Origin of the sequence: Pseudomonas sp. Sample_21 (assembly GCF_004307525.1) — a bacterium.
GTDB lineage: Bacteria > Pseudomonadota > Gammaproteobacteria > Pseudomonadales > Pseudomonadaceae > Aquipseudomonas > Aquipseudomonas atacamensis.
Window position 1 is genome coordinate 23,784 of sequence record NZ_RCNZ01000058.1, and the last position, 13,293, is coordinate 37,076.

11 protein-coding genes are annotated in these 13,293 nt (G+C 56.7%); 2 read left to right on the forward strand and 9 right to left on the reverse strand.

Annotation, left to right across the window (positions count from 1 at the left end; all coding sequences use genetic code 11):
- Positions 1-61: 61 nt before the first annotated feature.
- The gene (uraD, locus tag D8U71_RS08090; RefSeq protein WP_016773760.1) at positions 62-577 is read right to left on the reverse strand and encodes a 2-oxo-4-hydroxy-4-carboxy-5-ureidoimidazoline decarboxylase; all 516 of its coding nucleotides are present in this window, start codon (positions 575-577) and stop codon (positions 62-64) included.
- On the reverse strand, positions 574-1,500 hold the full coding sequence (puuE, locus tag D8U71_RS08095) for an allantoinase PuuE (protein ID WP_024012213.1): 927 nt from the start codon (positions 1,498-1,500) through the stop codon (positions 574-576). Before puuE ends, uraD begins: the two co-directional genes overlap by 4 nt.
- Positions 1,501-1,920: 420 nt before the next feature.
- Here puuE and uraH point away from each other — a divergent pair, with 420 nt between their 5' ends.
- Entirely contained in the window at positions 1,921-2,274 is a 354-nt protein-coding gene (uraH, locus tag D8U71_RS08100; RefSeq protein ID WP_024012214.1) for a hydroxyisourate hydrolase, read from the forward strand.
- A 127-nt stretch (positions 2,275-2,401) separates the two neighbouring features.
- On the opposite strand, the gene D8U71_RS08105 is transcribed toward uraH, so the two are convergent.
- The 5 genes from D8U71_RS08105 to D8U71_RS08125 all read right to left on the reverse strand — a co-directional run bounded on the left by D8U71_RS08105 (position 2,402) and on the right by D8U71_RS08125 (position 10,872).
- Complete coding sequence (locus tag D8U71_RS08105; protein WP_130887553.1) at positions 2,402-4,255, reverse strand: hypothetical protein; 1,854 nt, start codon at positions 4,253-4,255, stop codon at positions 2,402-2,404.
- A 95-nt stretch (positions 4,256-4,350) separates the two neighbouring features.
- Positions 4,351-7,875, reverse strand: coding sequence for a calcium-binding protein (locus D8U71_RS08110; protein ID WP_130887554.1), 3,525 nt, complete (start codon positions 7,873-7,875; stop codon positions 4,351-4,353).
- 196 nt (positions 7,876-8,071) lie between these two features.
- Complete coding sequence (locus D8U71_RS08115; RefSeq protein WP_016773765.1) at positions 8,072-8,701, reverse strand: LysE family translocator; 630 nt, start codon at positions 8,699-8,701, stop codon at positions 8,072-8,074.
- Between the two features lie 85 nt (positions 8,702-8,786).
- Positions 8,787-10,136 carry an NCS2 family permease gene (locus tag D8U71_RS08120; protein WP_024012217.1) on the reverse strand — a complete coding sequence of 450 codons (1,350 nt, stop codon included), beginning with the start codon at positions 10,134-10,136 and terminating at the stop codon, positions 8,787-8,789.
- A 289-nt stretch (positions 10,137-10,425) separates the two neighbouring features.
- Positions 10,426-10,872, reverse strand: coding sequence for a MarR family transcriptional regulator (locus tag D8U71_RS08125; RefSeq protein ID WP_051600634.1), 447 nt, complete (start codon positions 10,870-10,872; stop codon positions 10,426-10,428).
- 81 nt (positions 10,873-10,953) lie between these two features.
- Here D8U71_RS08125 and D8U71_RS08130 point away from each other — a divergent pair, with 81 nt between their 5' ends.
- On the forward strand, positions 10,954-12,120 hold the full coding sequence (locus tag D8U71_RS08130; protein ID WP_130887555.1) for a PLP-dependent aminotransferase family protein: 1,167 nt from the start codon (positions 10,954-10,956) through the stop codon (positions 12,118-12,120).
- 137 nt (positions 12,121-12,257) lie between these two features.
- On the opposite strand, the gene D8U71_RS08135 is transcribed toward D8U71_RS08130, so the two are convergent.
- A complete protein-coding gene (locus D8U71_RS08135; protein WP_016773768.1) occupies positions 12,258-12,629 on the reverse strand; it encodes a glutathione S-transferase N-terminal domain-containing protein in 372 nt (123 codons plus the stop codon).
- A 103-nt stretch (positions 12,630-12,732) separates the two neighbouring features.
- Positions 12,733-13,278, reverse strand: a complete 546-nt coding sequence (gene folE / locus D8U71_RS08140) for a GTP cyclohydrolase I FolE (RefSeq protein ID WP_016773769.1) — start codon at positions 13,276-13,278, stop codon at positions 12,733-12,735.
- Between the last annotated feature and the right edge of the window lie 15 nt (positions 13,279-13,293).

The window sequence follows — 13,293 nt, forward strand, 5'->3', positions numbered from 1 at the left end:
GCTGGGGATGCTCGCAGGGCCCTGGGCGTTTGCGCGTTCATTCACGCTCGGGCCAAGCTTGCTAAAGAGTCAGTAAACGGAACAGGGCAATCTTGTTGATCTCCGCCAGCGCGCATTTGAACTCGGCTTCCACCGAATTGTTGATGCGCGTTTCGAACGCCGCGAGGATCTGATGCCGGTTGCTGCCTTTTACCGCCATGATGAAGGGAAACTTGAACTTGGCTTTGTAGGCGTCGTTCAGCTCGGTGAAGCGCTGGAACTCTTCGGCCGTGCATTGGTGAATACCGGCGCCAGCCTGTTCATTGGTGCTGGCTTCGGTCAGTTGGCCCTGGACGGCAGCTTTGCCGGCCAGGTCCGGGTGAGCGTTGATCAGGGCCAGCTGGCTGGCATGATCGGCGCTCAACAGGATATCGCTCATGCGCTGATGCAGGGTTTCGATCTCGTCGATCGAAGCGTCCGCACCGAGGTCGTAGGCCTTTTCGGCCACCCATGGCGAATGTTCGTAGATGTCGGCGAAGGCTTTGACGAAAGCGTCGCGGCTCAGGGTCGACGGTTGCAGGGTTTGAAAGCGGCTCATTTTGCAGTCCCTTGGTACGGGTGGGTTTCTTGCCAGTGACGCGCGATGTCGACGCGACGGCTGAACCACACCTGTTCATGACTTTTGGCGTATTCGATAAAGCGCTTGAGCGAAGCGAGGCGACCAGGACGGCCGATCAGGCGGCAGTGCAGACCGATCGAAAGCATTTTCGGCGCTTCGGCACCTTCGGCGTAAAGCACGTCGAAGGCGTCTTTGAGGTATTCGAAGAAATCGTCACCCTTGTTGAAACCCTGCACTTGCGTGAAGCGCATGTCGTTGGTGTCGAGGGTGTAGGGGATCACCAGATGCGGCTTGCCGGTCGGGTTGTTCGGTTCCCAGTAGGGCAGGTCGTCGTCGTAGGTGTCGCAGTCGTAGAGGAAACCGCCTTCTTCCATGACCAGGCGACGGGTGTTCGGCCCGGTGCGGCCGGTGTACCAGCCCAGCGGACGTTCGCCGGTCAGTTCGGTGAGGATGCGGATCGCTTCGAGCATGTGCTCACGTTCCTGCGCTTCATCCATGTACTGGTAGTCGATCCAGCGGTAGCCATGGCTGCAGATTTCGTGACCGGCCTCGACCATCGCACGGATCACGTCCGGGTGACGCTGGGCGGCCATGGCCACGGCGAAGATGGTCAACGGAATGTCGAATTCCTTGAACAGCTTCAGAATCCGCCAGACGCCGGCGCGGCTGCCATACTCGTAAAGCGATTCCATGCTCATGTTGCGCGCGCCTTGCAGCGGCTGAGCGGCGACCATTTCGGAGAGGAAGGCTTCGGATTCCTTGTCGCCGTGCAGAATGTTGCGCTCGCCGCCTTCTTCGTAATTGAGCACGAAGGACAGGGCGATCCGGGCATTGCCCGGCCAGTGTGGGTGAGGAGGGTTACTGCCGTAACCGATCAGGTCGCGTGGGTAGTCAGCGCTCACTGCAGTCTTCCTTCTTGTACGTTGACAGATTGGTGTGGCGGCCTGGCAGGCTGGCGTCACAGTGATGGGCTGATTGTATACAACTTTATTTACATTTTGTAAGCCTGAATTTTCGCATTTTTCACCGGCTGTCATCTTTTGCTGCTAACGGTTCCAGCCTGCAAGAAACCTGCCTGACCAGTCAGCTAATGAATAGAAGGTTCAATGATCAGGCGCTTTGCCTGCGAATTGACGATAAAGGCCCGGATGGCGGGGGTGAAGCGAAAAATGTCGTTTTTATTGTGTACAATTTTTTTGAAAAGTGTCTTAATCAGTCGCTCGCCGCAGCGTTTCGTGCTCTGAAACGGTGCGGTCTCCTTTTCAACTGACTTCGGGAGGCGCGAAGTCTGACCGCTTGTTGCGGCCAGGCGCGCAGAATCAATGGGACGTTTGACAACACACGTTTTGGACGCTGCACACGGTTGCCCGGGCAGCTCGATCAAGGTCGAGCTGTACCGCGTTGAAGGATCGCAGCTGGAATTGGTCGCCAGTGCGACAACCAACAGTGATGGCCGGGTCGATGCGCCGTTGCTGCAAGGCGACGATTATCGCACTGGCGTTTATCAGGTGCAGTTCCATGCCGGCGATTACTACCGCGCCCGTGGCGTACAACTGCCCGAGCCGGCGTTTCTCGATGTCGTCGTACTGCGTTTCGGCATTTCCGCCGAGCAGGAGCACTATCACGTGCCCCTGCTGATTTCGCCTTACAGCTATTCCACGTATCGGGGCAGCTGACCCCCAAGCAGCTGCCCCCACCGTGAAGCGACTGCGCATATAGCTTCTTTGGTCTTTCGCCCGCTCACACTGCGGGCTTTTTTTATGCGTTTTTACGGCGCAACTGCCGGCGCAGTCGAGTCTCGGGTCAACGCTCGCGAATAATGAACACCGAGTCTGGCGTGGACGCGACCTTCAATACGCCTCCTATCAGCCATACCACCTTGTTCCGCGTCGCTGCATCGGTCAGTGCGGTGAAAGCGTCCTGACCGATTCTGGCGGGCAAGCTCGGTTCTGTCAGTTCGTTGCCAGGAATGTGAGTCAGGCCGGCTTGACTGATTGCCCCCAGTTTCAAAAAGAAGATTTGATCGTGACCGGCGCGTTTGAATACCAGCGTCGGCATTCTGTGTTCATAGGTCAGTGGAAAAAGCTCGTAACCACAGCCGACCAGCAACGCGCCGAGCAATCGCCGCAGATTCAGATCCGATGGATAGGTCTTGTAATGATTCCAGGCGGAGGAGAAGTGCTGTGGATCAAAGGTCAGGCGTTGCAATTCGCTGTCGGTCTGGGAAGGCATCGGGATAAGCCGCTTGCCCCCCAGGTCGATGTCTGGCGCTATGGCGAGCATATTCAGCGGGTCGGCAAAATCAGGTGCTGTGGAAAATGGCAATTGCTTCCATTGATGCAAGACGGCCTGAACGTTGATCAGACCGGTGCCGGTAATCGTCGGGGAATGATCGGCGAGTTCGAATAACCTGCGGGCAACGGCTGTCGTTGTCGCTTGCGAAAAATCAGGGAACGCGCGAGCGACGGACGTTGCTATCGGCTCTTCGAAAAAGCGTTTGCCCGGATGGACTTCACCTGGATCGCTGCCGATTCGAAACGTCGCCACCGGCTGTTGCTCGGGGGCGTTTTTCAGCATGTTCTCGAAAGCGTCGAAACCGCTCGGGAAAAACTCGGGATGACATACGAAATACACGGTGGGCGCTGTATTCGAGCCAACCGGAACGATTGGATAATGCAGCCAGCCAAGCTGTACCGATTCGGTGTGCGCAGGTTTGTTCAGATGCCCCCAGGGAAGCCAGAAATACGGCGTCTGGTCGTTGTCAGAGGACGGCTTGGCTGTCGCCGCGGTTAGCGTTTCTACGGCTTCGGCAATTCGGGGACGCTTGCTCGGGCCAGGTGTTGCCTGGTCGGTCTGTTCGCCTGGCTGGCTGGATTGGCCTTGCGTTTGCGATGGCTTCGCCCCTGGCGGTTTTTGTCGCCAGAAAACAGTGCCGGGGATTTGCTCGAAGAAAACGTCGGGTGCATTGCTCGTCGAGGCAAACGCTTGTTGGTATTCGCCATCCTTGTTTTTGCGCACCATGACCGTGCCGTCCACCGTCGTTACGAAGGTCTGCCTGAGTCTGTTGTATCGAAGGCCCTCCGTTGCCAGCTCAGGCTTGCTCAGCGTCATGGCGTCGGCAGGCGAGATGTATGAGGGCAGGTTGGGGGTGGCGGATGCAGGCCGGTTGGATAGCCTCTCGGGCCGCCGGATCTGCCAAGTCGTCTGACCCTCGAGGCGCGTCAGGGGCAGGCCGGGCACACCGGGTGCGAAGGTCAGAGGCACATGATAATTGCCTTGCCCGTCCTGCTCGACGACGAACTGGCCTTCATTAGCGATCTGAGCGTACGTGCGCTGATCCGGTCCGGTGAACAAACCTTCGTTCTGCGCCACGGGTACCAGTTCGTGGAAACGCTCTTGCGGCCAGGCGATTGCGTTACGAGTGGCGCTGAAGTTCTCCGTTGCATCCGGCAAGGCGTGAACAGTAACCGTGGACAGTGTGCTGGCTGCGGCAGATGTGCTTGCCGCTTGACTGATGGCCGGTGAATCGACGCCCAGAAGCAGGGCGTCAGGCATGTCCAGGCCCATACGGCTGACGAGAGGCGGTGAGCCGGAATGTCCAGCATCGGGGGCATTGGGTGGTTTTACTGCAGGGACTTTTTTGGGTGACTTGGCCATGGGGAATGCTCGGTAAAAGAGCGCGCAGACGCGTGCAAATGCCGCGTAGACAGCAACGCTCGAAAAAATGGGTTTATTGACGAACGACCGGCGAACTACGCGGGAGGCACTTTCATCACAGAAACGGGGCCGAAAATGTTGGTTTGGTGGTTGCAGCGATTCACCACCCTTAAAGCAGACTTTTCGATGCGGGATTTGTCGGCACGCAATACCCAGCCATGCGCGGCAAAGTTGTAGCCCACGCGCGCGGTCTGGTCGTTAAGGCAGATAATGTTCCAGGCTTTGACTTCGTCATTGGCCAATGCGGCAAGAGCTTGCGGGAGTGCTTTTGAGGCGTCGGGCTCTTCGAAAAAACGTGCATCCAGACCATCCAGATAGACACGGTCAAAGACCAGATCGACCGTATGTACAACTCCACCGGTGGTAATAACGCGGATCTGGTCTATCAAGTCCTCGCTTTCATAGACAGGCAGATAAAAAGTGGTAGTGCCGATGGAGAGCCGGTTTTCTTCCAGTTTTATATCGACTTCGCCGAGCTGCGTTGCATCAAGTTCCCAAGTGGATGAGTAGGGAAGCCGCTCTTTTGCATTGGCGAGCGCGCCAGGAGTCGAGAGTCTGATAGTCATGTCAGGCAGTACGTGGATGAGATAACTCGCACCCACTCCTTCATAGGCGTCCATGCTGGTTTGCACGGCCAGTGGTATCGGCATTGCGCAACTCCTCAAAGTGCCAAGCGAGTAACCCGCTTTCTCAGGCAGCGCATAAAAGCACTGTCGAGAACGACCCGTGAGTGGCACTTTCATCTGGGTTACCCAATGCCTCGAGACCGAGAAGTCAGTAAAGGCTGGCGGGATGTCGGTTTCCGTTGTAAGACCAGCGTTTGCAACGACACCGTCCCTGAAAATCAACACATAACGGCCGAACGGTCGAACGGCCATGGTTCGCAGGATCTTGGTGATATTGTCGTGATCGTCCTCGTTACGCGCAGCCGAGTAATAATTCAGCTTGATGGTCTTCGCGCCGAAGTGATAGACGAGATGGCAACCGACAGTCAGTCGGTATGACTTGGGTTTCTCGGAGAAAAAATGCGCCTCGGCTTTTGTCAGCTCATCACTGGTGAAGTCCAGATATATCCGGGTTATGACATCCGGACGTAAAACCGCGTAGAAAGTGTTGGCCTTGCCGGTTCTCGGTACGTAATAGCTCGCTTCCTTGCGATGTCGGATCCAGCATTCCGGCGCATAAATAATGATCGGTGTTACCGGTTTGCCACGTTTGACGAAAATTTCCGGTATATCAGCGGTGTGGCCATCCGGGATTGTTTCAGGCAGGTCAAGCCTGAAATGGCAATCATCACTGGTTATGAAAATCAGATTTTTGTTGCTCAGCTTTCTCGTGCCTTCGTATTTCTTGTAAACGTCATGAATGGTCAATACGTTTTTGGGATTGTCTTGGATTTCGAAGCCTGAGCGGATGACCAGGTCATTGCCCTCGATAGCCCAGGACTCAATCAGGTCCTTGCGCCAATTCATCACGATATAACTGGTCTGTTCACCATCATCGATGATGGAAAAACGACCAGCCACATGCGCAATGTAATATTGATCCGCACCGGCGCCTCCCGACGCTTTTGCTTTTTCGTGGGAGAGGAATATCTGATCGTCTCCGGCGCCAGCTTCAATGATGTCGCTGCCCCGTGATTTGATGACGTTGTTTTGCGCAGTGCCGGTTACTACGCTTGCTGCGCGATGGACTGTTTCAATATTTTCGATACTGTCCAGCAAACTGTGCAGGATGGATATCTTGTTATTCTCGGCATCGACATCGCTGGTGATGATCTGCAATGTTCCGGCCAGCAAATCTATGTCATAGCCAGTTCTGTTCGTATCACGAGAGGAGTAATTGCCGCCAAGTACCAGTGTGTCATTTCCTGCGCCGCCGCTGAGCGTTGAATATTCTGCGACATGACTGTCCTTTTCGAGGAAAGCGGCTGCGTTCTCAAACAGGAACTGGTCATTGCCTTCACCGCCCGACAGTTGTTTTTTTCCTGACTTGTAATAGAACGTGTTGGGTTTTTTTTCTACACCTTTGATCGAGTCGTTACCCTCGCTGAGAAACCACAGGTTGTTTTTGCCCTCTGCCGCAACTCCCAGTTCCGCACCGGGTGTATCTTTTGTAACCCCTGCGCTTGCATCAATGATGTCATCGGTGCCTACCACTTCAGGGACATTGACCGACTCCCACGCATCCTGTTTGGTCCACCAGTTTCGTTTCCAGACCCGCGTCGGTTTCAGGCGTACATCAAACTTGCCATTGACGATGGCTTCGGTGCTCTCTTTCAAGGGGCCATCGAGTAGCGTTCTCGCGGTCTTTTTTAACTGCAATGAGTGTTGAAGTAGTGTTTTGGCCTTGATATAGCGGTTTTGAACGCTTTCGTCGACGTCCATCATGCAGAACGAAAACCATCCGCTACGCCACCGCTCATCAACGGTTAATTCGATGTAGTCATCTATGTCGTCAACGATCCGTACCGCACCGTAGACCTGCGAGCCAATGGCGAGAATCGCGCCGGCTGCAAGCCCGACGGGGCCGGCAAACGAGAAACCGGCCATCGCGGCAGTGCCGAGAATGACAGTCATGGCTGCACTGGTAATGCTCAGGCCAGCGCTGACGTAATGATCCATAGCCTCTTTGCCGGTGGCATTCTCAGCGGCATTCATGGACCTGACGGCGGTAAAGATGTCGAAGGGCAGCGTCAGCATGCCGCCGACCAGACCGCCCGATCGACCCAGTCTGAGTGCGAAGCGTGTTCGGGCGAAGTCCCGGTAAGCATTCTGTCCGGCTGTGAGCATCTGCGTGGCTATTTTACTGACCGTGACATCGGCCGCGATGGAGGCCAGTTCCGATGCAATGCCCGCGCTGTTTATCGCTACTTCAGCACGGTTATCGGCTTTGATCGCATCGATTACGCCACGAATCCCGATGAAAATGCCGAAGCCCTGGATGCCCACGCTGGAGCCCAGCGTCGCGTAACTTTTGGTCAATGCGGCCCAGCGGGGATGATGTTTGGGGACGTGCACGTGTTGTAGATCAAGCGACTGCGCTGCGCTCAGAAGTTTTACCAGTTTGTCGCGGTAATTGCCGGCGACCTTTTCATTGGCATTGTTTTCCCTCAATAGCTGAGGGGCGCCAAGCGGGCGCTGGCTGGCCATTTCAAACAGGAGTGTGGGTAACAAGTAGCTATCGCTGCCCGTTGAAGTTTTCAGAAAGTGTTCAACTTTATTGGCGTCGAACTGCAGGCTATTGATAAAAGAAAGTTTGGGTCGGCGAAAGAAGCTGTTCTTGCCATTCAATGGCTGGCCGTCAATGGTCGCGCCTAGTCCGTCGAGTGCGGTACGGGTAATCGAAATATCGCCAATTTCCAAAGGGCCGAACACTTCGTCCACCATTTGCAATTGACTCGATTTTCCATTGGTTTGGCCATGGTCGATGGTTGAAGGCTTGTATTCGTTGGATTCATAGCCCAAATCCATAATTATGACGGTATCGGAAACAGGTTGCGTGTCCGCATGTATTGCAGGGTCGGTTTGTGCTGTTGCTTCGCGTATAAGTGTGGCCATTAGAACTTCCTTGTTCCGGCAATTGTTGTTAAGGCCAAGGATATTACGTTGGCCTTTCGAGGCCTGTATATCGAAGGGTTGTTGCTATCTATTGCATATCAGGGATTGGATGTTGCTCGCACTTAATGGATTTATGAACAACATGATCCTGCCCGAGATCCATTCCGGCAGGATAATCAATAGTGGCGCTTTTCAGTCAGTGGCTGCCAAGCAACGACGCCGCGCCAGCACCACCAAACAGTCCGGCACTCACCCGATTGAACCAACTCTGGCCTTTGCCGCTGCGCAAATAACGTGCGGCACCATTGGCACCCAGACCGTAAGCCAGTTTGCAGCACAGATCGAGCACTACCCAGGTCGCAATCATGATCAGTAATTGCGGCAGAAACGGTTGGTCTGCGCGGAGGAACTGTGGCAGAAACGCGGCGAAAAACAGGATGTCTTTAGGGTTGCTCGCACCCAGGACAAAAGCGCGTCCGAACAATGTGCGAAAACGCGGCACCGGTGCGGCTTCGGGTACTTCGGCGCCCGTCGATGGCTGACGCGACTGCTGCCAGCTCTGCCAGGCGAGATAAAAAAGGTACAGCGCACCGATGATTTTCAGCGCGCTGAACAACTGTTCCGAGGCCAGCAACAGAGCGCCAAGCCCCAGTGCCGAAGCGCTGAGCAGGCAGATCGAGGCGATCACGCCACCCAGGAACGCGGGGTACGACCGGCGCAAACCGTAATTCAGACTGTTGCTGATCATCAGCAATGACAGTGGCCCCGGGATCAGGATCACCACCAGTGCAGCGCCACTGAACAGCAGCCAGGTTTCCAGACTCATCGTTTTGCTCCTTTGTTGTTATCGGGATGTGCAAAAGCCCCACCGGTGAGGGTGAGGCTGGTTTGAAGCCTGAACCGCGCAGCGCTTACAGGAAGATGAACTTGGCGATGAAGATCGCGCAGAGCACCCACAGGCTGACGGAAATTTCCTTGTACTTGCCGGTGCCGGCCTTCAACGCGACGTAGGTAATAAAGCCCAGCGCGATGCCGTCGGCGACGGAGAAGGTCAGCGGCATCATGATCGCCGTGACAATCGCCGGAATGGCGTCGGTCGCCTCGTCCCATTCGATGTGGGCCATGCCGCCCATCATCAGCATCGCCACGTAAATCAGGGCGCCTGCCGTGGCATAAGCGGGAATCATGCCAGCCAGCGGTGCGAAAAACATGGCCGCTATAAATAGCACACCCACGGTGACGGCGGTAAGACCAGTCCGACCACCAGCGGCTACGCCGGCGGCACTTTCCACGTAACTTGTCACTGGGGGCACGCCAACCACCGCGCCGAATACGCTGGATGCGCTGTCGGCCTTCATGGCTCGGGAAAGGTTCTCGATGCGACCGTCAGCGGCGACAAGGTTGGCGCGCTGGGCCACGCCCATCAGCGTGCCGGCGGTGTCGAACATGTGCACGAAGAGGAAGGCGAGCACCACGCTGATCATACTGACGTTGAACACGCCGGCGACGTTCATTGCCATCCAGGTCGGCGCCAGGCTCGGCGGCGCGGACATGATGCCCTCGTAATGGACCAAACCCAGGCCCCAACCGGCGAGGGTAACGGTGATGATGCTGATCAGAATCGCACCGAACACGCGGTGGTAACTGAGGATCGCGATCATGAGGAAGCAGATCGCAGCGAGCAGTGGGCCGGGTTCGCGCAGCGAGCCAAGTTTGATCAGTGTGGCCGGGCTGTCGACGACGATACCGGCAGTCTTCAGCCCGATCAGGCCCAGAAACAGACCGACACCGGCGCCCATGGCAAACCGCAGGCTGACCGGGATGCTGTTGAGCAGCCACTCGCGAATCCGCGAAAAGGTCAGGAACATGAACAGCACGCCGGAGACGAACACCGCGCCGAGGGCGGTTTCCCAGTTGTAGCCCATGGTGCCGACCACGGTGTAAGTGAAGAAAGCATTGAGGCCCATGCCCGGCGCCAGGCCGACCGGCCAGTTGGCGTAGAGCCCCATCAACAGGCAGCCCAATGCGGCAGCGATACAGGTGGCGACGAAGGCTGCACCGTGATCGATGCCGGCATCGGCCATGATGTTCGGGTTGACGAAGATGATGTAAGCCATGGTGATGAAGGTTGTCAGACCGGCAATCAGCTCGGTCTTCACCGTGGTGCCATGCAAGCTGAGTTTGAACAGACGCTCCAGCAAGCCATTGCGTAATGGCGGCGTGAGCTCGAGCGGCGGTGCTTCGGATTTGCGGCTTTCCACAGCGAGTACTCCTCAAGAGTTTTATTGTTATTTCCAGGGCCGGACCCATGAGGGGTGGCAGCGGCCCTTTGAGGCATACGCGAATTTGTTGACCGTGTAGTCAGGAACTCGCACGCAGTGGATTATGCTTTTGTGTACAAATAAAGCAAATATTGTTTTGGTTTTTGTCGCCGATTTTTTTGCTGATAGGGATATATGGCCCCAGGATGGCTTCGCGAGCAGGCTCGCTCCCACCTTTGTAAAGCGTTCCCCTGTGGGAGCGAGCCTGCTCGCGAAGAGGGCGGTCCTGTCAATCGAGATGCGTCTGACTGCCCCCAAGCGCCAGATTCACCGCCAACCACCCATTCACCGCCGCTTCCCCAGCCTCGGCAAACACCCGCTCAAGCAATTTCACCTGCTCACGGCGCAACGCCTGCTCGAACTTCGCGCCTTCCGCCGTCAGCTCAAGCAGGCGCTTACGCTTGTCCGTCTGTGAAGCGACGCTGTCGACCAGATGCATTTCCTGCAACTGGCGCAGGGGCATGTTCAACGCTTGTTTGCTCACGCCCAGCAGGGCCAGCAACTCTTTCACACTCAGGTTCGGATAGCGCGCGATGAAAAACACGATGCGCTGATGTACCCGCGAGAGTCCGCGGCGCTCGAGCATTTCATCCGCCTTGGCCGTGAACGCCTGATAGCCGAAGAAGAACGCTTCCATGGCCTGTTGCTGACTTGCGGGGTTTTTAAGGTCAAGCATGTTGACGTACTCGCTCAAGCTGTCGTAGTTTCAGTCAACCAGTTTGACTCATTTTTTACCTGCCTCGCTACGGTGACCACCATGGCTTTTTCCGAACGTGTCTCGCGCCTGAAAAGTTCTTTGATCCGAGAAATCCTCGCCGCCGCCCAGCGTCCAGAGGTGATGTCGTTTGCCGGCGGTTTGCCCGCTGAGACGATGTTGCCGAAGGTGGAGTGGGACGAGATGCCGCTGTCGCTGGGGCAGTACGGCATGAGCGAAGGCGAGCCGGCCTTGCGCGAGGCGCTGGCGGCAGAGGCGAGGGCGCTGGGCCTTGAATGCGAGGCGAGTCAGGTGCTGGTGGTCAGCGGCTCGCAGCAAACCCTGGATCTCGCGGCCAAGCTGTACATCGACAAGGGCACGGAAATTCTGTTGGAGGCGCCGACTTATCTGGCCGCGCTGCAAATCTTCCAGCTGTTCGGCGCCGACTGCCTGACTGTGGCGCAGGAAGCCGACGGCCCAAATCTGGCGCAATTGCGTAATCGTTTAGAGCAGCATCGCCCGGCGTTTATCTACCTGATCCCGACTTTCCAAAATCCTTCCGCCGTGCGCTACAGCGAGGCCAAGCGCGCCGCAGTCGCGGCATTGCTCGATGAATTTGGCGTCACGCTGATTGAAGATGAGCCATACCGCGAACTGACTTTCGATGGTGGCAGCGCGAAGCCGATTGCCGCGCGTCTGAGAAAAGCCAGCTGGATCTACACCGGCACCGTGTCGAAAACCTTGCTCCCGGGTTTGCGTGTCGGTTACTTGATCGCCAGTCCGGATCTGTTCCCGCACCTGCTCAGACTCAAGCAATCGGCGGACCTGCACACCAATCGCATCGGCCAGTGGCAGGCGCTGCAATGGATCGGCTCGCAGAAGTATCAACAGCATTTGAGCGAGTTGCGGGATTTCTATCGGCAGCGGCGCGATGCGTTTCAGTTGGCGCTGGAGGAGCATTTTGCCGATCTGGCTGAGTGGAACATGCCCCAGGGCGGGCTGTTTTTTTGGCTGACGTTGAAGCAACCGCTGGACACCCGGTCATTGCTCAATGAGGCGTTGGCCAATGATGTGGCATTCATGCCCGGTGAGCCGTTCTTTCCTGAGCCGGACAAGCATCATGGGCATTTGCGCTTGAACTTCAGCCACATTGATCCGGCGCGGCTGGATGAGGGGTTGAAGCGGTTGGCGGCGGTGGTGCGGCGGGCGCAGATGGAGAGGGCGGCCTAGCAAAAACGCCGGCTCAAGGGCCGGCGTTGTCAGTGCGGGCCTCTTCGCGAGCAGGCTCGCTCCCACAGGACGGGATGCGTTTCAAGGGTGGGAGCGAGCCTGCTCGCGAAAGCGGCTAGCGCTCCAACCCATTAACATCAGACCGCCGCAAACCGCTTATCCAGGTAATCGATAATCACCTTGGATTCATACATCCAGGTGGTTTGCCCATTCTCGTCGATACGCAGGCAAGGCACTTTGATTCGGCCACCCTGTTCCAGCAGAGTCTGGCGATCCTGCTCGTTGTTCTTCGCGTCTTTCAGTGCCACCGGCACATTCAGACGATGCAGGGCGCGGCGGGTTTTCACGCAGAAGGGGCAGGCGTGAAACTGATACAGCGTCAGATCTTTCGCGGCAGCGTCGACTTGCGCCTGAGCAGCAGCGGGGCGTTTTTTCTTGCCCGGGCGGGTGATGAAATCGATGAAGATAACCAGTTGGCCGAGGCCGACACGAAGCGCTTTGACGAACACGTTGAAAGCCTCACGGTGCAAATGAAGAAAGGCGCGCAGCTTACCCGATTTTTCACAGGCGAAAAAAAACCGGCGATCAACGCCGGTTCTTTTCTGTTGCGAATTACTTGATGAGGCTGAGGAATTCGCTACGGGTCGCCGCGTTTTCACGGAATTCACCGAGCATCACCGAAGTGATCATCGACGAATTCTGCTTTTCGACGCCGCGCATCATCATGCACATGTGCTTGGCTTCGATCACCACGGCCACGCCCAGCGCGCCGGTCACTTGCATCACGGCATCGGCGATCTGGCGGCTGAGGTTTTCCTGAATCTGCAGGCGGCGCGCGTACATATCGACGATCCGCGCAACCTTCGACAGGCCCAGCACTTTGCCGCTCGGGATATAGGCGACATGCGCCTTGCCGATGAACGGCAGCAGGTGGTGTTCGCACAACGAATACAGCTCGATGTCCTTGACCAGCACCATTTCGCTGTTGTCGGAGCTGAACAGGGCACCATTGGTGACCTCTTCGAGCGTCTGTGCATAACCACGGCAGAGGTACTGCATGGCTTTGGCGGCACGCTTTGGCGTGTCGAGCAGGCCCTCGCGGGACACGTCCTCGCCCAATTGGCCGAGAATCGCGGTGTAATTCTGTTCCAGGGACATGAAACTACCTGTGGG